At 51.8% G+C, this 21934-nt stretch carries 18 protein-coding genes; 9 read left to right on the top strand and 9 right to left on the bottom strand.

Translation table 11 applies throughout. The annotated features are described in order from the left end of the window. Positions 1-47 precede the first annotated feature (47 nt). The 6 genes from BM185_RS06085 (at position 48) to yjgA (ending at position 4126) form a co-directional block, all read left to right on the top strand. The gene (locus tag BM185_RS06085) at positions 48-1538 is read left to right on the top strand and encodes an RNA polymerase factor sigma-54 (RefSeq protein ID WP_091960791.1); all 1491 of its coding nucleotides are present in this window, start codon (positions 48-50) and stop codon (positions 1536-1538) included. A gap of 109 nt (positions 1539-1647) precedes the next feature. Continuing rightward, on the top strand, positions 1648-1953 hold the full coding sequence (hpf, locus tag BM185_RS06080; RefSeq protein WP_091960788.1) for a ribosome hibernation promoting factor: 306 nt from the start codon (positions 1648-1650) through the stop codon (positions 1951-1953). A gap of 24 nt (positions 1954-1977) precedes the next feature. Beyond that, positions 1978-2439 carry a PTS IIA-like nitrogen regulatory protein PtsN gene (gene ptsN / locus BM185_RS06075; protein WP_091960786.1) on the top strand — a complete coding sequence of 154 codons (462 nt, stop codon included), beginning with the start codon at positions 1978-1980 and terminating at the stop codon, positions 2437-2439. Positions 2440-2475: 36 nt separating this feature from the next. Continuing rightward, positions 2476-3348 (top strand): RNase adapter RapZ, encoded by an 873-nt coding sequence (rapZ, locus tag BM185_RS06070; RefSeq protein ID WP_091960783.1) that lies wholly within the window; start codon positions 2476-2478, stop codon positions 3346-3348. A 3-nt stretch (positions 3349-3351) separates the two neighbouring features. Further along, complete coding sequence (locus BM185_RS06065) at positions 3352-3621, top strand: HPr family phosphocarrier protein (RefSeq protein WP_091960780.1); 270 nt, start codon at positions 3352-3354, stop codon at positions 3619-3621. Then, the gene (yjgA, locus tag BM185_RS06060) at positions 3608-4126 is read left to right on the top strand and encodes a ribosome biogenesis factor YjgA (protein ID WP_091960777.1); all 519 of its coding nucleotides are present in this window, start codon (positions 3608-3610) and stop codon (positions 4124-4126) included. The genes BM185_RS06065 and yjgA overlap by 14 nt, the downstream gene beginning before the upstream one ends. Positions 4127-4129: 3 nt before the next feature. On the opposite strand, the gene BM185_RS06055 is transcribed toward yjgA, so the two are convergent. The 5 genes from BM185_RS06055 to BM185_RS06035 all read right to left on the bottom strand — a co-directional run bounded on the left by BM185_RS06055 (position 4130) and on the right by BM185_RS06035 (position 12012). Next, positions 4130-8011, bottom strand: a complete 3882-nt coding sequence (locus BM185_RS06055) for a YhdP family phospholipid transporter (RefSeq protein ID WP_177203488.1) — start codon at positions 8009-8011, stop codon at positions 4130-4132. A gap of 32 nt (positions 8012-8043) precedes the next feature. Continuing rightward, positions 8044-9504, bottom strand: coding sequence for a ribonuclease G (gene rng, locus BM185_RS06050; protein ID WP_091960771.1), 1461 nt, complete (start codon positions 9502-9504; stop codon positions 8044-8046). A gap of 20 nt (positions 9505-9524) precedes the next feature. Beyond that, entirely contained in the window at positions 9525-10013 is a 489-nt protein-coding gene (gene mreD / locus BM185_RS06045) for a rod shape-determining protein MreD (RefSeq protein WP_091960768.1), read from the bottom strand. Continuing rightward, positions 10013-10876 carry a rod shape-determining protein MreC gene (mreC, locus tag BM185_RS06040; RefSeq protein ID WP_091960766.1) on the bottom strand — a complete coding sequence of 288 codons (864 nt, stop codon included), beginning with the start codon at positions 10874-10876 and terminating at the stop codon, positions 10013-10015. The genes mreD and mreC overlap by 1 nt, the downstream gene beginning before the upstream one ends. Positions 10877-10974: 98 nt before the next feature. Further along, positions 10975-12012: a rod shape-determining protein gene (locus BM185_RS06035; RefSeq protein WP_091960763.1), complete on the bottom strand. Its 1038-nt coding sequence runs from the start codon at positions 12010-12012 to the stop codon at positions 10975-10977. Positions 12013-12184: 172 nt separating this feature from the next. Between BM185_RS06035 and gatC the strand changes: the two genes are divergently transcribed. Genes gatC through gatB form a run of 3 tightly spaced genes read left to right on the top strand, consistent with a single transcriptional unit; the run spans position 12185 to position 15470 of the window. Next, complete coding sequence (gatC, locus tag BM185_RS06030; protein WP_091960761.1) at positions 12185-12472, top strand: Asp-tRNA(Asn)/Glu-tRNA(Gln) amidotransferase subunit GatC; 288 nt, start codon at positions 12185-12187, stop codon at positions 12470-12472. A gap of 27 nt (positions 12473-12499) precedes the next feature. Beyond that, the gene (gatA, locus tag BM185_RS06025) at positions 12500-13948 is read left to right on the top strand and encodes an Asp-tRNA(Asn)/Glu-tRNA(Gln) amidotransferase subunit GatA (RefSeq protein ID WP_091960758.1); all 1449 of its coding nucleotides are present in this window, start codon (positions 12500-12502) and stop codon (positions 13946-13948) included. 43 nt (positions 13949-13991) lie between these two features. Then, positions 13992-15470, top strand: coding sequence for an Asp-tRNA(Asn)/Glu-tRNA(Gln) amidotransferase subunit GatB (gene gatB, locus BM185_RS06020; RefSeq protein WP_281247330.1), 1479 nt, complete (start codon positions 13992-13994; stop codon positions 15468-15470). A 6-nt stretch (positions 15471-15476) separates the two neighbouring features. Here gatB and BM185_RS06015 read toward each other — a convergent pair whose 3' ends face one another. From BM185_RS06015 to BM185_RS06000, 4 genes are read right to left on the bottom strand one after another with little or no spacing between them, the layout of a single operon-like run. After that, entirely contained in the window at positions 15477-16376 is a 900-nt protein-coding gene (locus tag BM185_RS06015) for a DUF7281 domain-containing protein (RefSeq protein ID WP_091960753.1), read from the bottom strand. Continuing rightward, positions 16373-17617, bottom strand: a complete 1245-nt coding sequence (locus tag BM185_RS06010; RefSeq protein WP_091960751.1) for a hypothetical protein — start codon at positions 17615-17617, stop codon at positions 16373-16375. Before BM185_RS06010 ends, BM185_RS06015 begins: the two co-directional genes overlap by 4 nt. Then, complete coding sequence (locus BM185_RS06005) at positions 17617-18243, bottom strand: condensin complex protein MksE (RefSeq protein WP_091960748.1); 627 nt, start codon at positions 18241-18243, stop codon at positions 17617-17619. Before BM185_RS06005 ends, BM185_RS06010 begins: the two co-directional genes overlap by 1 nt. Beyond that, positions 18240-21920, bottom strand: coding sequence for an ATP-binding protein (locus BM185_RS06000; RefSeq protein WP_091960746.1), 3681 nt, complete (start codon positions 21918-21920; stop codon positions 18240-18242). Before BM185_RS06000 ends, BM185_RS06005 begins: the two co-directional genes overlap by 4 nt. Positions 21921-21934 lie beyond the last annotated feature (14 nt).

Here is a 21934-nt window from a genome sequence, read left to right as displayed (position 1 = left end):
AGCCAACATTTTCTGGCAGTAAAACAAGCGGTTACAAGTGTATGTCGATGAAACCCAGCCTTGGGCTGAATGTATCCCAGAATCTCGTTATTACTCCCCAGCTGCAGCAGGCTATTTATTTGCTGCAACTATCGACTTTGGACCTTCAACAGGAAATTCAGCAGGCGCTGGAATCCAACCCCTTGCTCGAACTGGAAGAAACTGACCAGACACCTCTGGCAGCCGAACCTGACCCTTTCGACACCTCCACCCGGGAAGCCAGCAAAGCCGAAGCCCAGCAGGAAGCAGCCACCTCGGAAATGAATCAGTGGGAAGAGCAGCGCCTGCCTGAAGAACTGCCTGTCGATACTGGGTGGGATGATATCTACAGCCATGACTATAGCCCTCCCGCAGGTAATCAGGATAATCACGACTACTTTGAGCGTGACACTTCCAGCAACAGCCTGATCGATCACCTGCTCTGGCAGCTAAACCTGAGCCTGCACAATGAAAGAGATAGAATCATTGGGGAAACCCTGATTGACAGCATCAATGCCGAAGGCTATCTCAGTGAAGACCCTCAGGTCATTTGCGACTCCCTGCAACAGCAGGATGACCGTTTTGCTGACCTGACCTGCGAGGAAGTGATCGCTATCCTCAAACTGATCCAGCGTTTTGATCCCCCCGGCGTGGGTGCCAGAGATCTTCGTGAGTGCCTGCTCCTGCAACTGGAACAACTTCCTGAAAGCACTCCACAGCTGGCCAGTGCCCGACGCCTGGTTGACCAATACCTGGAAGTCCTGGCCGCCAGAGATTACCGCTTTTTGATGCGCCGCTTAAAACTGCGCCATGAAGACGACCTCCACAACATCATCACCCTGATCCAGCAACTCAACCCCAGGCCCGGCAGTAGTATTGAAAGTGAAGCTTCCAGCTATGTCATCCCTGATCTGCTGGTCACCCGCACCAAACAAGGCTGGCGGGTTGAACTCAACCCCGAAACTCTTCCCAAACTCAGGGTACAGCCCCAATACGCTGAACTTATCCGCCGGGCAGATAGCAGTGAAACCAACCGTTATCTTAAAGATCACTACAAGGAAGCCCAGTGGTTGATCAAAAGCCTACAAAGCCGCTGTGAAACCCTCCTCAAGGTTGGCAGTAAGATTGTTGAAGTTCAGCAGGACTTTCTGGAAAAGGGCGAAGAATTCATGAAGCCAATGGTTCTAGCTGATATCGCCAACGCCATAGAGATGCATGAATCCACCGTTTCCCGGGCGACTACACAAAAATACATTCATACGCCCAGAGGCATTTTTGAGCTGAAATACTTCTTTTCCAGCCATGTCTCCACAGCCGAGGGAGGCGAAGCTTCTTCGACCGCCATTCGCGCTATGATCAAGAAGCATCTTTCCAGTGAGCCACCCAAAAAACCCCTCTCTGATAGCAAGCTGGCGGACCTTTTGGCCGATGCCGGCATTCAGATCGCCAGGCGTACTGTTGCCAAGTATCGGGAAGCCATGGGCATCCCTCCTTCCAGCGAAAGAAAGCGCTTACGCTAAAGGCTCATTTTGTCAAGGGAATTATGTTTCTATGCTAGGCATTTCAGGGCTTTGCTTTAAGACAAAAAGCGTTACAATGAAAGTGCACACTCATTAAAAGGAGTCTACTATGCAACTGAACATTACTGGCCATCACGTAGAACTAACAGACGCCCTGCGCGACTACGTCGAAACCAAGTTTGCTAAGCTGGAGCGTCATTTTGATCAAATCACCAATGTTCAGGTGACTCTAACTGTCGACAAGTTACGTCAAATTGCCGAAGCCACTCTCAAAGTATCTGGTGGTGAAATTCATGGCAGCGGTGAAACTGAAGACATGTACTCCGCCATCGACCAGTTGATCGATAAACTTGATCGCCAACTGATCAAGCACAAAGAAAAAAATCAGGCCCGCCAACAGGGTGCAACCCACTAATTAAAGCGCAACTGCCCGGCCATCATGCAAATTAATGAAATCCTGACCCTTGAGCGAACCCTTTACGGGGTTCCCGGGGGCAGCAAAAAACGTGTTTTGGAATACTTCAGCAAATTCATTGCCCAGCAGATTCCTGCGCTGGACAGTGAAGAAGTCTTTTCAAGACTGATTGCCAGAGAAAAGCTGGGCAGTACAGGGATAGGGGAAGGCGTTGCCCTCCCCCATTGCCGTATCAGCCACTGCAAGGAGGCAATAGGTACCTTTATTCGCCTCAGAGACAAGATAGACTTTGACGCCATTGACGGGCAGCCAGTTGATCTTATCTTTTTGCTGTTAGTCCCTGAAGAAGCCAACGAAGCTCATCTGCAAACCCTGGCCAACTTGGCTGAAACCTTTGCTCAGGATGACGTCCGTAAATCCCTGCGCAAAACAGATCAGCCGGAAGAACTTTACCAACTGCTGACTACCCAGAAAACGCCCAGCTGATTGAATACACCTAGCCTGACAACCAAGGAGGCGCCCATGCAACTGGTCATCATCAGCGGACGCTCAGGGTCAGGCAAGAGTGCCGCCCTTCATGCCCTGGAAGACCTGGGCTACTATGCCATTGACAACCTCCCCGCCGGGCTCTTGATTCCCCTGGCAGAACAAGCCAGGGTGCAATCCAACCTCAGCCGGGTTGCTGTCAGCATTGATGCACGCAACCTGTCGCGTGACCTGGACCACTTCCCGACCATTATGCAGGAACTGACTGCTGAAGGCGTGGAAGTTAATGTCGTCTACCTGAATGCCAATGCCAAGACGCTGCTTGAACGCTTTTCATCAACGCGCAGACGTCACCCGCTGACCCGTGAAGGTGAGCTTTCCCTGAGTGAAGCCATCGACCGCGAACAAGAACTGCTAGACCCTCTGGCCAACCTGGCTCAGCTGACCCTGGATACCACCCGGTTGTCCGTGCATGAATTACGCTCAACCATTGCCCGGGAAGTCGCCAAAGAAGCCAGCCAGCCAACCACGCTACTCTTTCAATCTTTTGGCTTTAAAAAAGGCGTGCCCCTGGATGCCGACCTGGTTTTCGATGTCCGCTGCCTTCCCAACCCCTTCTGGGATATCAGGCTGCGCGGCTTAACGGGGTTAGACCCGGAAGTTGCAGACTTTTTTAAACAAAGCAGCCGCCCGGAAGAAATGTTTGAAGACATCAAAAATTTTATCCAGCGCTGGCTACCCCGCTTTATTGAAAGTAATCGCAGCTATATTTCTGTATGCATCGGCTGCACAGGCGGACAACACCGTTCTGTTTACCTCGCCGAGCAACTGGGCAAATACTTTAGTCAGCAGCACCCAGAGGTGCAAACCCGTCACCGAGAACTTCAATCCAAGCTAACGAACACCTGATCCATGCCCGAAAAGACCGTCACCCTGATCAACAAAAAAGGCCTGCACGCTCGGGCTGCGACTCGGCTGGTCCATCTCAGCCAAAAATATAACTGTCAGATTGAACTCTGTTTGGGTGACAAGATTGCCAATACCCGTAATATTATGCAGCTGCTAATGCTCGCTGCACCCTGTGGAACCCAACTCCTCCTTAGGGCTCAAGGTGATGATGCCGAAGCCGCCCTCTGTGCACTTGATGAATTAATCCAGGCTCGATTTGATGAAGAAGAATGACGACCTCCAGGCTTCCGAACAGGAACTGCCACCCAGTAAAAGTGAAATCAAACGCCAGATGCTGCAACTGCAAGAACTGGGTAAAAAGCTACTGGAGTTAAATAAAAAGCAGCTACAAAGTGTTCCTCTTAATGAAGAATTACTCCAGGCTTTACAAGAACACCAGCGTATCAAGTCGCATGAAGCCCGGCGGCGGCAACTACAAAGAATAGGTAAGTTGATGCGTTCAGCCGACCATCAAGCCATACAGGCGGCAGTGGATCTCTTTGATGCCAGCTCTGAAGCCTATGCCCAGCATTTCCAACAATTGGAGCTCTGGCGTGAGCGGCTCATTCAGGATGAAAGTGCAGTTGCCGAGTTTATAGAACGCTGGCCAGCTTGTGATATCCAGAAACTCAGACAATTGATTCGCAATGCGCGTAAAGAAAGGGATGCGGAAAAGCCCCCCGCCCAGGCGCGCAAGCTGTTCCGTTATCTAAGAGAAGTCTGTGAAGTCACTGAGTGACCGTTAACGCAGATGCCTGAGTTTGACTTCAGGGTCGAGTAGCGGGCCTTGAACATCGTAAACAGCTTCACGGCGGGTATCAAAAAACAGCGCCAGCACTTTTTGACCCGCCCAAATTGCTACCCCCACCTGGGGAGCACCCAAAACCAGGGCAGCTAAAGGCAGCGTTTGACCCACTGGCAAGGTCACTCTAAGACGCTGATCCAAAGTTTCCTCCAGCAAATCGATTTTCCCAGTTAAGCTCACCCGAGTTGCTGAACTTTGCATCTGCGTGGGTTCCAGAGTTCGCAAATAGCCCTCTTCCAGCTGATATTCGGCCTGCAGGCGATCAAAACTGACCCCATCAGCCGTTACATCGGTAAAATCCAAACGCAGACGGCGAACCAAATTATCCAGATTCATCAAACCGAAGAAACGACTGGCACCCAAAGCCGGACCTTCAGTATCTGGAAAATAGCCGTTGGTAAAGTTCATCGCCAGCTCACCTTCCAGCCTGGGTAGATCCCAGGCCGCAGGAGAGCCCGGCCACTGAATACGGGCTTCCAGCTGATGCTGATTACTGATTAGTGGTGAGCGTCCAGCCAGGGTTGCCGCCAAGGCCGGAGCAATATTGCCACCTGCCAGCTTAAATTCCAGCTCACTGCTCATCTCAGGAGCCAGCAACCAGACCAGGTTTCCTTCGAGGCGACTTTCACCCAAGCGAGCTTCTACATCGGCCAGAGATGCTTTTTCCGGCTCCAGCAGCAAACGCCCTTGCCAACGACCCAGGTGCTGCTCACCTCTCTCCAGGCTGGCCAAAGTCCAGTGAATTTCAGGCCAGGAGACCAGGCTGACTTGCGACCAGGGATCTTCACGACGAACAGCCATTCTTTCCAGACGACGGCTTCCTGGCACCCTGGGCTCATCCACCTCAGCAGTTGTTTGTTGTTGATCTTGACTGGTTTTAGCCAGGCGCAAACGCAATAAATCCAACTGCAGGGGAAGGCCCTGCTGCCAGGAAAGACCACCAACCAAATAAGGGTGGCTGAGCTGGGCATCAAGACTTACTTCAGGCTGATGAGCCAACTCAAGCGATAAGGGGCCCAGTTGATTATCCTGCCAATAGCTCTGTTGAACCTTCAAATCCAGCCCACGCAGACCAGAAGGTAGAACACGGCCCAGGGTAACTGCTGGCCTTTCACTGGCTGCCGACCCTCGCACTTGCGGTGGATCAGGTCGATATTCCTGGAACCATTGCCAATAGGCATCCAGATCTGCAGCCTCTAAATCCAGTTGGACATGCACTCCGGACGCTTCTGGCAAGTAGGCATTCACCTGCTCTGAGGCCAAAGCCACACCAATACCCAACTCAGGCCTGGAAAGCTCGGCTAACACCTGTAGCCGATCCTCAAGGGTCACTTCCAAGGGTAAATCAGCAGCATCCAGGCCTAAATTCAGGCTGAGCTTACGACGCTGTTCGGCTGTTTTGTGAAAGGGTGCGGGAAGATCCAAAGCCAGTCCCTGCAGATCTGATTCCAGTTGCAGTTCGCCCAGAGGGTTCAGCGGCAAGCGACCATCCAGCTTCACCTTACCCTCGGCCCAGGGCCAAGCGGGCCAGTCCAACCAGGTCAAGACCGAGCTCATGGCCTGCTGACCACTGAATTCCAGTAAATTCGTGCCGCCACTGATCTTTGCAGTAAAGTCTTCGTCCCAAAGCTGCCCTTGCAGGCTGGAAGCACTTAACCCTTCAGCCAAATCAAACTGCAAGTCACCCTTCAGCTGCTTAAACAATAAATCAGCCTGGCTTATGCCTAGTTCGGCCTCGTCAATATCCAAATCCAGGCGTACCTGTAAACCCTCTGTCGCTTCATAGAAAGGGATAAACAACTCCAGCTGCCCTTGAGCTCGCCCCTGATAGTGCCAAGCCTGCAAAGCTTCCGGTAACCACTCTTGCAAAGGGCTACGGCCAATCAAATCAGTAAAAGCATCCAGCCCAGCAGTAAACTGACTGTCTACCTTTAACGCCTGTCCCTGAGGAGTCGCCTGAGTAGTAAAACGGCTAGGCAGCAGCTGTGCATTCAAAAAGCGACCCTGATCCACCTCACCACGAACACCTTCGTTATCTACCCGGACCCATCCAGCTAAGTCTTCCAACTCTGGCCACTGGTTATCAAAAGCCAAGCTGGCAGCATCAACATCAAGATGGAGTTGAAAACCCGAAGGACGATCAGGCTGCAGGGAGCCGGAATAAATAAAACCACCCTGTTCAACCTTTCCTGCCTGCAAGGCAGTTTGCAGCCAGAGGTAGACAGGCCCTGGAAGCAAGTACTCAGGCACCAGCTGGCTATGTGCTGCGACCTGAGCAGGTTGTAAACCCAAGTTCAGGTAAAAACGTTGATCACCCTCCAGAAGCTGCAAGCTGAACTCACCGGTTACGCGGGTTGGCGCCTCCTCATGCGAGGCTTCAGGCAAGGGCAATTCAGCTGCCAGCTGCTGACCTTCAACCCAAATCGAGTCTTCGTCCAGCAGCCAGCTCACCTGCCCCTGGCCCCAAGCCAGAGCGAAGGGATCACGATAAAAGTAAGGGAACCCAAGTTCAAAAGCCTGATCCGCAAAAACCACCCGGCCTTCGGTTGCGGACATTTCCAGCCAAGCATCCAGTTGCTTTACGGACGGAGCAGCAGCCCAGGCGCCTGCATCCAGGTTTTCTAAATACCCGCTTAGCTTCCAGGACTCCTGTGGTGCCCAAGTCAGGCTCAACTGCTTAACATCGCCCTTGGGCTGCAAGGCTGTCAACAACCCCTGAAGACGTTCAGATTCACTGAATACTTGTTTGGCGATGCCCGCTGCTGGCTCCAAGGCGAAGTGGTCAACCAAAAACTGCCAACGCCCCTGATCAAACTTGAGTTGCGCCTGCAGATCATCAACAGCCTGCCCCGCCCATTGCAAAGCATCCAGTTGTAAAGCTGCTTGCCAAACTGTTTCCCGCCCAGCCAGACTCATTGCCAGCTTGTTAAAGCTTAGGGTTTCATCACCAAGAAGAAACTGCCCTCCCTCACTGAACAGGTCCAGTTGCGTTTGGCCTTCCTCCAACTGCATCCAGGCTTGCAGTGAAAGCTCCCCTTCAGGAACACCCAACCAGGTTTTCCAGTCAGCAGGCCACACAAAGTGCAGGTCTTCAGCATTAACCTGATTAAAAGCCAACCAGGCCCTAAGACTGGATTCCTGTAGGTTAAAGGTTTCACCCTCCAGGGTGACTAAAAGACGTGAACGCGCTTCTCGTCCTTCCAGGCCCAGTTGAAAATCCAGTTGGCGACCTTCCGACCAGCGTCGATAATTCAGGTGAGGGGCATAAAGCTCTAGCGGTTCAGCATCCAGTGGCTTTAAATGCAGCGTTAGTTCAGAGAAGTCCAGCTCACCCTGTACCAGCAGCAACTCCAACCATTCCAAGAGTTCTTCAGCCTGTACACCTGCTGCCACTCTTGTCGCAGTTGCTTGTTCGGACTCTGCTGTTTGCCAACCGGGTAACTTCCAACCCTCAGGAGTTTCTTCCAACCAGATATGCAGGTTACTCAACTGCACTTCCTTCATTCTGGGAGCCCAGGCCAACAAGGAAGACCAGCTGTCGAGTTCAACTTCCAGATATTCCAATTCCATAAACACCTGATCCTTGCGAGACAGGCTGATGCCCTCGATACCCAAACGAGGGTCGAGACGATAAAGAGAGGCTTGAATGGCTTCACTCTGATATTGAAAAGGAAGTTGCTGGCTTAACCAGGCTTCAAGATCTGGGCGAGCCTGGTCCAAGTGGGGGAGAAGACTGCGAATCAGAAGAACAGCAAGGGCCAGAAGGACCAGCAGAATCAGCAGTGCCCAGAGGGGGAGTTGTAAAATAAACCACCGCAAGGTAGTTTGCTTTCTGTTGCTGCTGGCCATGATTACTGAAGAACAATATCAAATTGCTCTTGGGAATAAAGGGTCTCAACCTGAAAGCGTATGGTCTTGCCAATAAAAGCTTCCAAATCAGCTACAGCAGCTGACTCCTCATCCAGAAAACGATCAACAACCTCTTGGCTGGCCATCACCAAATAGGCATCACCGCCATAGGCTCGATCCATACGCAACAAGTCACGCAGAACTTCATAACAAATGGATTCAGGTGTTTTCAGCGTTCCGCGCCCCTGACACAGATGGCAAGGCTCACAAATGATCTGCTCCAAACTTTCCCTGGTGCGTTTGCGGGTCATTTGCACCAGGCCCAGCTCAGTTACCCCAGACAGCTTGGTTTTGGCATGGTCCCTTTCCAAATTCTTTTCAAGCAATCTGAGCACCTGACGCTGATGTTCAGCATCATCCATATCGATAAAATCAATAATGATAATGCCACCCAGGTTACGCAACCTCAATTGGCGCACTATGGCTGCTGCCGCTTCCAGGTTGGTTTTGAAAATGGTTTCTTCAAGGTTGCGGTGCCCGACAAACCCACCGGTATTAACATCGATAGTAGTCATGGCTTCAGTTTGGTCGATAACCAAATAACCGCCACTTTTTAGCTGCACCTTACGGGTCAGGGCTTTTTGAATTTCATCCTCGACACTGTAAAGGTCAAAAATGGGCCTTTCACCAGGATAGTATTCCAAACGTGCTTCCAATTGAGGGACAAACTCTTGCACAAACTCTTGCAGCTTTTGAAAGTTTTCTCTGGAATCAATTCTGATTTTTTCAATTTCGGGGCGTACAAAATCACGCATCGAACGCATGAACAAGGGCAGGTCTTCATAAACACAGCAGATGATCTGGTCTCTCTTAATCCGCCTTTGCACGGCCTGCCAGACACGATGCAAGAACTGGATATCTGCCAAGATTTCCTCGCTACCCACGCCTTCAGCAGCGGTGCGCAGAATAAAGCCACCCTCTTCGGCTTCGGCAATATCGGACATCCCCTGACCAACCAAGTTTTTCAGACGTTCCCGTTCTTCTTCCTGCTCAATACGCTGGGAAACACCAACATGCGGGGTTTGTGGCATGTAAACCAGGTAACGCGAAGGAATCGATAGATGAGTGGTCAAGCGGGCACCCTTGGTTCCTATCGGATCTTTGGTTACCTGCACAACTAGAAGCTGGCCTTCATGCAAGAGTTGGCTGATATTGGGCATTTCAGCTTCTGTCTGAGAACGGGCGACTTCAGCAACATGAATAAAAGCAGCCCTTTCCAAACCTATATCGATAAAAGCAGCCTGCATTCCAGGCAAGACCCTAACAACCTTACCCTTATAAATATTACCAACGATCCCTCTGCGTCGAGTACGCTCAATGTAGACTTCTTGGAGAACACCATTTTCCACCAGGGCCACCCGGGTTTCCATGGGAGTAAGGTTGATCAGTATTTCTTCACTCATTTACTATCCTTAAACCCTATTTAATTCAGGGCAAAGCGCCGTTTGAGTCCCTGCAAGAGGGTAAACACCCAGGCCCAAAGCAAACCGGAAACCAATGCAGGCAGCAACAGGAAACCCAGCGTGGACATGGCACCAAAAATACCCTGAATCCATTGAAAAACCAGTTGGCTAATTCCAATCAACAGAAACACCAGCAGCGATTGCTTAAGCAGGGAATACATACGTATGCGCTGGTAAAAACGATTGCACAGAAAGCCCAGAAGTGCCATCACCAAAGCATTATGACCCAACAGAGTGCCCTCTATCAGATCCAACAGCAGCCCCCAAAAGAAGCCATGCACTATACCCACCCGCTGCGGCAAACTTAGTGACCAGTAAATCAATACCAAGCCCAGCCACTCAGGCCGCCAATAAAGAACCGCATCCGGCATGGGCAAAGCCTGCAGATAAAGGGCGACCAAAAAGGTCAGCTGCACCAACCAAAAGCCATGAAAGGTTTTCTTGGCCATTAACGTGACCTCCTGTTTGGTGCATCCACATCATCGGGCATGGGTTCTTGGTAGAACAACAGAAGTACGTAACGACTCCTATCCAATTGAGCCAGTGGACGAGCCTCGACATCCATAAAGGGTTCACCTCGCTGATGACTCACCCGCTCAATACGGGCTACCGGATAACCAAAGGGAAAGCGATCACCCAACCCGGAAGTAACAAGGAGATCCCCCTCCCGAATATCGGCGGTTTCAGGAACATGATCCAACCGCAAGAGGTTGGCACGACCACTGCCCTGGGCAACAAAGCGCAAACCATTGCGATTAACCTGGACCGGAAGGGCGTGGTTAGTATCTGAAATCAGCAGCAAACGACTGGTATAGGGGCTCACCGAAATTAGCTGGCCCATAACACCTGAAGCATCAACAACGGGCATGCCAATGTAGGCACCATCCTGACGTCCCCGGTTGATCACCACCTGCTGGGAGAAGGGGTCATAATTAACCCCGATCAGCTCGCCGGTGATAAAGTCCAATTCACTGCGCTGGGCCGCATTCAAGAGTTCGCGCAGGCGAACATTTTCAGCCACCACGGCAGACATAGTCTGACTGCGTTCAGCCAAAACCAACGCCTGGGATTTGAGTTCACGGTTTTCTTCAAGAAGCAGATTACGGTTGGCTAGAGTATCAACCGCCCAGCCCCAGGTGCGGCCGGGAACATCTGCCGCCCATTGAATAGGCGTTACTACCAGAGACATCCAGGAACGCGCATAGGCCACTTCTGAAAAGCGATGTTCGGCAAGCATCAAAAGGGCACTCAGGGTTACCGCAAACAGCAAGCGGTAACCCAAAAAAGGTCCTTTAGCGAAAAGTTGCTTGATGGTACTACCCTCTTGAAAACACTGGCTTTAACGTAAAGAAACGCCACCCTGAAATTTTCAGGGGGCGTTTCAAAGCTGGGAAGCTGGACGCTGAATGCTTATTCAATCGCCAGCAAATCGAAAGTCTGCTGATCAATCAATTCTAGAGCTTTGCCGCCACCCAGTGCCACACAGGTCAGAGGGTCTTCTGCAATGATAACAGGGAGGCCCGTTTCTTCTGCAATCAGCTTATCGATATCACGCAACAAGGCGCCGCCGCCGGTCAGCACCAAGCCCCGTTCGGCAATATCCGAAGCCAGTTCTGGTGGAGACTGTTCCAAGGCACTCTTGATGGCCTGCACTATGGCTGCCAGAGGTTCCTGCAAGGCTTCCAGGATCTCATTGGAGTTGAGCGTAAAGCTACGTGGAATCCCTTCTGCAAGGTTACGACCGCGAACGTCGATTTCTTTGATATCGCTACCGGGATAGGCACAGCCAATTTCTTGTTTAATGCGTTCTGCCGTGGCATCACCAATCAAGCTGCCATAATGGCGGCGCACATAGGCAACAATGGCTTCATCAAAACGGTCACCAGCAATACGAACCGACTCAGAATAAACCACGCCGTTCAGGGAGATAATAGCAATTTCAGTGGTACCACCACCGATATCAACCACCATGGAGCCCTGAGCCTCTTCAACTGGCAGGCCAGCACCGATTGCAGCTGCCATAGGCTCTTCAATCAGGAAAACATCCCGAGCACCGGCACCCAGTGCCGACTCTTTAATCGCACGCCGCTCTACCTGAGTAGACATACAAGGCACACACACCAGGACTCTGGGGCTGGGTGTGAAAAAGTTGTTGTCATGTACTTTGGAAATAAAATGCTGCAGCATTTTTTCAGTAACATGGAAGTCGGCAATTACACCATCCTTCATCGGACGTATCGCCGTAATATTGCCAGGTGTCCGGCCCAGCATCCGCTTGGCTTCAAAACCCACGGCAGCCACACTACGCTGGTTACCATGGTGGCGGACAGCAACTACTGAGGGCTCATTCAGAACCACTCCCTGCCCGCGTACATAAATCAAAGTATTTGCGGTTCCCAGGTCAATCGAAAGATCGCTGGAGAACATACCTCTGAGACGTTTAATCATGCTTTTGGTGACCTATCCTATTGAAACCCTCTACTGGGCGGAAACTCTAGCAACCTGAGGGGGTCAGAGCAAGCAACTTTAACACTTGCGCCACTAAATATATGTTATTCTTTACGACTTTGATTCATGACACAACAGTCATTGCACTTTAAATCAGCATTAAGGTTATCAAATGACTCTGGAAGCAGAAGAATTGCATAAGGTTGCCCACTTGGCACGCTTGACCCTGGAGCCCGAAGCCGTCAAGGACTACGCCCAGGCCCTCAGCAACATTCTCGATCTGGTTGATGAAATGCAGGCCATCGATACCGATCAGGTGCAACCTATGGCTCACCCTCTGGATGCAACACAACGCCTACGCATTGATGAAGTAACCGAAACGGTGGACCCTGAATACCTACAAGCCGGTGCCCCTGCCACCGAAAAGGGGCTCTATTTGGTCCCGCGAGTCGTTGAGTAAGCAAGAGTCGATTTTCTAGGAGACAGCATGATCAACCTGAGCCTGACCCAGATGGCCCATGGCCTGGCCTCTGGTGATTTTTCCAGCACTGAGCTCACCCAGGCCTTTTTGGATCGTATTGCCAAGCACAGCCAACTCAACGCCTTCATCTCGGTAACCGCAGAAGAAGCTCTTAAAGAAGCGGCAGCTGCAGACCAGCGTATCAGCCAGGGCAAGGCGAGTCCACTGACCGGCATTCCCTTGGCCCACAAGGATATTTTTTGCACCCAGGGCGTCAAAACCTCCTGTGGTTCAAAAATCCTCGACAACTTTGTTGCCCCCTATTCAGCCACTGTTGTTGAGCGCCTGGCTGCTGCTGGCATGGTTTCATTGGGCAAAACCAATCTTGATGAATTTGCCATGGGCTCTTCCAACGAAAGCTCTTTTTATGGCCCGGTTAAAAACCCTTGGAATGCCCAGGCTGTCCCCGGTGGCTCTTCCGGTGGCTCAGCAGCCGCTGTCGCCGCCCGCCTGGTTCCTGCCGCAACAGGAACAGATACCGGTGGCTCCATACGCCAACCTGCTGCCTTCTGCGGCATCACCGGAATCAAACCCACCTATGGCCGGGTTTCCCGCTGGGGGATGATTGCCTATGCCTCCAGTCTGGACCAAGGTGGTCCCATGGCCCGTTCCGCAGAAGACTGTGCCCTGCTGCTGAAAGAAATGGCCGGTTTTGATCAACGGGATTCGACCAGCATCCAACGCTGTGTTCCTGATTATCCCGCCCTACTGCAAGAACCTCTTCAGGGTTTGAAAATTGGCCTGCCCAAAGAATACTTTGGCAGTGATCTCAACCCAGAGATGAAAGCCTGCCTGGATACTGCCGTCAAAGAGTTGGAAAAACTCGGTGCCCAGGTTCTCGAAGTCAGCCTGCCTCTGACCCGCCTGGCCATTCCGGCCTACTATGTGATTGCACCTGCTGAAGCCAGCTCCAACCTGTCGCGTTTTGACGGTGTACGCTTTGGCTATCGTTGTGAAGATCCCAAGGATTTGGAAGATCTCTACAAACGCTCACGCAGTGAAGGCTTTGGCCCGGAAGTGAAACGCCGCATCCTGATTGGCACCTACGCCCTATCAGAAGGCTTTTACGATGCCTACTACCGCAAAGCCCAGCAGTTAAGACGAATGATTACTGAAGACTTCCAGAAAACGCTTAATGAAGTCGACCTCCTGCTGGCACCAACAACGCCGACTCCGGCTTTTGATCTGGGCAGCAAAACCAGTGATCCGGTGCAAATGTACCTGGAAGATATTTATACCCTGGGCGTGAACCTGGCAGGCCTACCAGCTATGTCAGTTCCAGCAGGGCAAGTCTCAGGTCGCCCGGTTGGCATGCAGCTGATAGGCAATCATTTTGATGAAGGCCGCCTGTTGAATGTCGCCCACCAGTTCCAGCAGGTTACCGATCATCATCTACAGGCTCCGGAACTGGATTAAACGAAGATCACAAGTCACTACCGCAGTGATTTGAGCATCCGATATCAAGAATAAGTCCTATTATAGAAAGGTTTGCACTATGCAATGGGAAGCGGTTATCGGGTTGGAAGTACACGTCCAGCTCGCCACAGAATCGAAGATTTTTTCCGGTGCCAGCACCCGCTTTGGTGCCGAGCCCAACACCCAAGCCTGTGTCATCGACCTGGGTATGCCCGGTGTTTTGCCGGTACTAAATGAAAAAGCCGTGGAAATGGCTGTTCAGTTTGGTCTGGCCGTTAATGCCAACATCCCGCAGCGCTCCTACTTTGAACGCAAGAACTACTTCTACCCAGATCTGCCCAAAGGCTACCAAACCAGCCAAATGGCCGAGCCTATTGTTGGTCCTGGCTATCTGGATATCCCTCTGGAAGAAGGCAGCAAGCGTGTCCGTATTCACCACGCCCACCTGGAAGAAGATGCTGGCAAAAGTCTGCATGAAGACTTCCACGGCATGACCGGTGTAGACCTTAACCGGGCAGGTACGCCTTTACTGGAAATCGTTTCTGAACCTGAAATGAACTCGGCCAAGGAAGCCGTTGCCTATCTGAAAGGCATCCACTCAATTGTTACCTATCTGGGTATCTCTGACGGCAATATGGCTGAAGGTTCACTGCGCTGTGACGCCAACGTCTCGGTACGTCCCAAGGGACAAAAAGAGCTGGGAACCCGCTGCGAAATCAAAAACGTTAACTCCTTTCGCTTTGTCGAAAAGGCTATCAACCATGAGATCGAGCGTCAGATTGAGTTGATTGAAGATGGCGGCCGCGTGGTTCAGGAAACCCGTCTTTACGATCCTGATCTGGATGAAACCCGCTCCATGCGGACCAAGGAAGAAGCCAATGATTACCGCTACTTCCCCTGCCCGGATCTGCTACCGGTAGAACTCGACACAGCCTACATTCAGCACCTGAAAGAAGGGCTGCCAGAACTGCCTGATCAAAAGCGCCAGCGCTTTACAGAACAACTCGGCCTGTCAGACTATGATGCTGGAGTGCTCTCTGCCAGTCGCGCTCTGGCTGACTACTTTGACCGGGTCACAGAAATCTGTGGCGATGCGAAACTTGCGGCCAACTGGGTCACCGGTGAGCTTTCCGCTCAGCTCAACCGTGACAGCCTTGACCTTCAACAGGCCCCTGTTGCTCCAGAACAGCTTGCTGGCCTCCTCAAGCGATTGCTTGATGACACCATCAATGGCAAGGCCGCCAAGCAGGTTTTCGCGGCGCTTTGGGCCGGTGAAGGCCATACCGCTGATGACATCATTGAAGCCAAGGGGCTTAAGCAGGTCACCGATACCGGCGCCATTGAAGCTATCATTGACGACGTCTTGGCCCAGAATCAGGCTCAGGTTGATCAGTACAAGGCAGCCGAAGCGGATAAGCGGGGCAAGATGATTGGCTTCTTTGTCGGCCAGGTCATGAAGGCCTCCAAGGGCACAGCCAATCCTCAAACGGTCAACCAGCTTCTCAAAGACAAGCTGGGCTAAAGGGATCTAGAGGGGCAGCAGTTGCAGTTCCGAGGTTCGGAACCACTGCTGTCTTAACCCTCTTTGCTCACGGATGAGCAGCTGTAAATAGGCCACCAAGGGATGCCTGGCTGGCAAAGCCTGCAACTTTTCACGCAAACTCTTCTGATAGCGCAATTGCTGTTCGGGCTGATGCAAGGCTGCTGCCTTTTCCTGAACATAGGCTAAAGGCGGAAGCAGCAGATGGGTATAGCCTTCATTAACCGCTATATTGACTCCCTTGGCATCAAAGTCGCCCAGATAAATGGAGGCCTTGCGTCTGTCCCGCCAGCAACTTTTCAATTGTTTAAGGCCCGAGGCATAGTGTTGATCACCCCGATATGCAATCAGGGCGCTATTCAGGGAAGCAGGCAACAAACAACCCGGCTGTTGCAGGCTATAAAAACTATCCAGGTTTTCAACCACCAGTAGCTGTTCAAAGCTGGTCAGATTCAGGTCTCGCCAGTCCAAATCAGCATAAACACGCCGACTGGGTTCCAGGCAAACCTGATCAAGAAAGCCGTTTGCATTGGGCAGATTAACCAGTAAACGCTGCTCCCTTGGGCTTTCGCCCTGACCCTTGAATTCATCCAGGCCCAGCTGCGCCTGGTCTTCACGTGTTTGCGCCGGGTCTCCCGCTTGCAAAGGCTGCTGACCCAACTCTTTGAGTGCCTTTTCTATTTGTCCCAAAAAAAGTGCATCAAAGGCAAAATCTTTACTGCCCTTGCGGCTACCTAAATGAATTTCCTGCTCATAACACCAGTCCAGAATTTCCTGTATCACCGGCCCGCCGAGTTTTTTCTTGACCTGGATTTCGCCCTTTCTTAAGCGCTGATAAATACCGAGCAATTGCTTGCGGGCCGCCGGACTCAAAGAAAGTCCATTCATAAACCCACTCCCGAGCGTTTGAATTGCAGGTGCAGGTCACGAATTAATAGTACCTGGTTCCAGTCACTGGCTGGACTCTCTTCTTTAAAAAGGTGTAACTGTTCCTGCTCTTGGGCTGGCAAACCCTGGTGCTCAGCCAAGACCTGAAAAAGCCAGATTTCAGCATCCCAACCCAGCTGTTTTTTATGCCAAAAATCCAGGGCACTAACTGCCCCTTCGGAATCAATCACTTCCAGATAAAAGTCTTCAACTTCTTTTTTAAGCTGTTGTTGGCGGGCGGCAATGGCTTCATCCTGGGGCGTTGCCAGAACCCCGGCCTCTTCCGTAGCCACCAGAGGCTGTTCGCGGCGGGGCAGTTGCCGTACCAGCTCAGCCAGTTGATCACTTTCTGAAGGGCGATCCAGGGCAACAGCTGCGGCGGGCACCAGAGGCGCCGCCCGGTTGACCACTTCCGGCACTTGGCTGCGTCGGGCATAATTGCCTGGCTGAAATCCCGGATGCTCGCGTAAAAAGGCCAGCATGCCATGAACCAAAAGGCTGCGTTCCTGTTGTTGGCGAAAACGCGCCAGCAGCTGCACCAGGCGCACCTGAACTTCACGCAGGCTGGTGTAATGACTGGACACCTGGACTTGCAGCTGGCTTATCAAGAGCTTACGAAGCGCACCCTGACCAGCAACCAAAGCGATCAGCTCTTCAAAATCAATGAGTTCCAGCCCATCCAAGAGACGACTGATCTGCTTTTGTGCGCGCTCATTTTCCCGAATCTTGTCATTCAGGCTGCTGACAAAACCAAAATCACTATTCAACCGCTGCCAGAGGCTATCTATAGCATCTGCAAAACGACTGTTTAGATCATCCACTTCCTGAGTGAGTCTCAGCTGCTGCTGTTCAGCCAACAGGTAATCACCCCGGTGCTGAGCTTCGTGATACCCCTGTACCAGATTACGAATCAGCTCCAGTGTCTCAGCAACATCCGCATTAACATGGCGACGCTTTTCATCAGCCAGCATTTCTGCCAGCAGATCCCTCACCCGATGGCTTAGCTTCAGACCCGAATATTCATCCGGCCGCCATAGAATGCGCGCTGCCATCAGCTTTTTTAGGGCGGTCTCACTAAAAGCGGAGGGGTCGACTTCTTCGCCAATATAGCCTTGCATCAGGGCTTCGGCATGTTTACCCAGCAAACTCAGGCGCTCGACACCCGTTTTAACCAGGCTACTGGTGAAGGTTTCATCCACCATCAGAGAAGTTCCTCCTGCTCGCCCACCTCTTGGTCAATGGGGAGGTTTTCTTCATCACGAATAAAACGAATCAGATCGATCAGGTAATCGACTTTACTGGTCACCAGGTAAAACTGGCGGTCACTGTGTGGCTGCAATAAATAGCCATGTTCTTTAAGCCTGCGAAAAATCAATTTGACCTGATTATCTAAAGCATCACTTTGCGAATTGAAAAAGCGATCACTGGCCAAACGCTGCAGGCGATCTTTCAAGCTGGCGTTATCTTCACACTTCAGGGTAAATTCAGCCGGTTTCAAAACATCGCCTGCTGAAATAACGGCATCCTTACCCAGGGCCTCCTGAACCAGTTGCATCCATTCCAGCAAGGGTTGCAGGCTGTTCAGGGTTAGCGCCAATTGACCCGACAGCTGATCCCTGGCCTCACCGGTTAATTCCAACCAGGCCAGAAACCAAACACTGCCTTCGGGATTACTGGCAAGGCGCCGATTCAAGGGTTTCAAATAATCATTGATGGCTTCACGCGTGCTTTCATCCTGAAGATGGCGAAAAGCGTCTTCATCAGTCACCGGGCAAATAAATTCACCCGCCAGCAGGCGTTCCAACAGAGGGCCGTGTACTTGAATCATGACACCACCTCCTGGTGTTTTTGTTGCAGGCGTTCAGCCAGACGGCTTAGTTGGGGCTGGATACGTTTCAGTTGTCGTTTGTTGGGGTTGTTACTATCCCGGTCGATCAAATAGCGGTGCTGGAAAAGCAGCAGCACATCCGATTCTGGGTTGGGAAAGGCGCCAACGATGTGAATACGATTGCTTTCACAGGCCTTAAAGAGTTTTTCGACATTGTGGTAGGCCAGGGTGCCTATTTCATCGATTGGCCAATGAATCGCTATATCGGCTGGCCCCCTAAGCAGACGGGTAAAGGCCAGCAGAAATTTACATAGAATCAGGTAGGCCATGCCATGGCTGGAGGATTCCAGCAGCTGGCGGTCATTGCGAATAATCAGATCCGTGCCACCCTCATTCAGATGCAGCTCCAAGCGCAGCAGGCTTTCAAAGGTATAGCTCTGGTCACTGCGTAGCAGCTCAACCACATCGGCCAGGGCATGCAGGTATTCATTACCCGGCAAGCGTTCACCGGAAAGACGCCAGTCTTCATAGAGGCTGGCAAAGTGGCGCAAGGGTTTCCAGAAACCCAGCTCGTCTATGGTTGACTGAATTTTTACTTCAGATTTGCTGATGCCTTCCAGTAACAGATCATCAGCCACCTCCCGGCTTAAGCGCCGGCTCTGTTCATGGATACGCAGGTTGAGGTCACGAAACACTGTGAAGAACTTACTTAAATCCGCACCCAGATTACGCCCCTGCTCCAAAAGCTGATGCTGCTGGTCTTCCAGGAGTTTAAGCATACCGGCAAGAATCGGCAGGAGCTGGCGGGGATTGGCAGAACCCGGGCGGTCGCCTTCCAATTTTTGACGTTCATTGTTCAGATAATCAATAAAGTCACTGCTCGCATCCTTGATCAGATGGGCTTCAAAATCTTCCAAGGATTTTCTGAATTGATGGCGCAATTGATCACTTTCAGTGAATGCCTTTTGAGCACGCTCTATGCGCTCGGTTACGTCACCCGCCATCAGGGCTTGTTGAGGGGGCTGTTCTGGTGGTGTCAGGCTTTCCAAACGACTGACCAGAGGACCCAGCTGGTTCAGCAGCCGTTGGTGTTCTTCCAGCCTTTTCTTCAGTTGCTGCAGCCGCTGATTGTAACCTGCACGCTTGGTTTTAAAGTCTTCCTTAAGTTTTTCCAGGGCCTGCTCAGCCTGGCGCGCCTCCTGCTTGAGCCGGGCTTCACTTTGCAACAGTTCTGGCTTGCGCTTTTCCCAGTCAATGCGGATAAATTTATGATAGGCATCCAATTCATCCCGGCGGCCACTGGTGATGCGAATTTTTTCATCCAAACGCTGGCGACGTTCTTCAACCTCACGCAGATGTCTGGGGTCCAGCTGTTTTTCTTCCAGCTCACGATTGAAGGCCGCTTCCAGTTCATCCAGTTGCTGTTGCTGTTCATCACGCAGGGCTTGTAGCTGTTCTTGCTGCTGTTGAATTTGGCGATCCAGGGTTTGCAACTGCTCCTGCCAGTCAGCTTTGAATTCCAGGAGCTGGGTTTGGTATTCATGGCGCAGGGCTTCCAAACTCTGATCACGCTGGGCCAGGAGTTGCTGCTTACGCCCTTCCAACTGCTGAATCTGGGCTTGCAGGCTTTCCCGGCGTTCTTTTTCCAACAGGCGCTGCTCTTCCTGTAAGCGATTACGGGCATCCACTGCATAATCAATTTCAGCTTCGACCTTGCGCAGTGTCAGCCGCGCCCCCTCTAAAGCTTCTTCACGCTGTTTGACATCCAGATTGCACTCAGCCAGGTGTTTCTCACTGGCCTGGCTGTCCGCTTGCAAGTCAGCAACCCGATGAGTGGCCGCTTCCAAAGCCAGGAGCAGTTCCTGTTCGTCACGGGCATAATCTGGCAACTCTATTGCATTCAGATCCAACTGCAGGTTGAACAAGCGCTGTTCATCACCCGCTACCTGCTGTGGCGACAGGTCACTCCGCTCCAGCAGGTCCGAACGCAGCACCTTACCGAGGCTTTGTTCCCAGCCAGGCTGGTGGGCGCGCAAAAAGTGTCTGAGCGTTCCCTGTTCAGGATCCTTCTGACGTTCCAGTTCACGCTGACGCGCTTCAGCCAGACTCAGCTGTTGGCGAAGCTGAGTAAGCTGTTCACTGGCCTGACGGCGTTTTTCTTTGCTGGTTTCTGCTTCCTGGCGCAAGGCTTCCAGAGTTTTGGAGTGAACTTGGAGTTGCTGTTGAGCTTGCTCAACACGTGCCTGCGCAAGTTCCAGCTTTTCAAGTTCCTCTTCATTCAGCTGGGAAACCTTCTCTCGGGCTCGGATGGCGGCCAGCTGCTCGGTCATTTCATCCAGCTGTTCCTGGAAGAGCGTTTGGTTTTCAGTTACCTGCAGCTCCTGTTCTTGCTGTAAGCGGCTACGTTCTTCTTCCTGGGCTTCACGGCGACTTTCTTTTTCATTCTGCAGCTCTTGAATGCGGGCATAGGCTTCGCGTGTTTGCCGTTCCAGACTTAACGACAGCTCCAGCTTGCGGGCTTCCAGTTTTTGCTGGGAATCACCCAGTTCATCGCGCATCAACTGGAGATGCTTATCCAGTTCTTCACGATCCTGACGCCACTGAGTCAGGCTTTGTAAGTCAGCTTCCAGACCGGGCATATCCCTTTCGATAAACTGATCATAGCGGGCATGCAGGTCTTCCAGTTCAGCTTCCACCTGACGCAGCTCACTGCGGGTTTCACTCAAGCGGTCGTTAAAACCATTACGTTCCTCTTCATAGCTTTGCTGCTGTTGCTGAAGTTCATAGTTCAGCTGGTTGAGTAGGGCTTCTTCATCGGCTTGAAGGGTCTGCAATTGGGCGGCATCCTTTTCCAACAAGGGATGCAATTGCCAGAGTTCTGCTTCCAGGGCCGCCAGTTGCTGGTCAAGCTTGTTCAGTTGGGTGAATTCCTGCTGCAGGCTGTCCAAACGCATCGACTGCCGCATTTGCTGAATCCATTCTCTGGCCTTGGTGTTTCGCACACCGGTAACCGGAAGCTCCACACCATCCTCTTCAAAAATGGCGGCCAGCATGGTCTTTAAGGTATCCATTTTGCCTTCCTTGGCATGAACAGCTGATACCAGTTTTTCCATATGACGGATCCGGTGCGTCTGTTTGACCAGACTAAACTGGGCAGCCAATTGGCGAAGACGCAAGCCTTCACGGCTATTACCGCGCAGCAGACTGAAATCATTTTGAATGATACTGCGATATTCTGAGGTGGCCGCCAGTTTGGGTGAAACCACACGCTGCTGCTGGCGTAAGCCGCTGGCCCAGTCGGAGTAGTTAAAAGCACGCAAGCCTTCGGGTGTTTCCTGAAGATAATCACCTGGCAGGTAACCTGCCTTGATAAAGCGGTATTCCACTCCGCCATCGGCTTTACGGGTTAATACCGCCTGACAAAGATCACCGTCTTCGCGGCGATATTCATAAATCAGGTAAGAGTTGCTGTTGGGTAGATAAAATTCATCAAACTTCTTGCGCGTTCTGGGCACTACTTTATTGGGTAGTTCACCATAAAATACCGGCAACAACCGCTGGAGCGTGGTTTTACCCGAGGCATTGGTTCCGCAAATATTGGTGTGCCCATCCAGGGCCAGCTCCACCACCCCATCAAGGTGGCTGTTGATCAGGATAATACGCAACAAGTGAGACATGACAGGTGCCTGTA

The organism is Marinospirillum celere (assembly GCF_900112235.1).
Lineage (GTDB): Bacteria > Pseudomonadota > Gammaproteobacteria > Pseudomonadales > Halomonadaceae > Marinospirillum > Marinospirillum celere.
The sequence above is the reverse complement of the archived record's forward strand: the minus strand, read 5'-3'. Positions and strand labels throughout refer to the sequence as shown.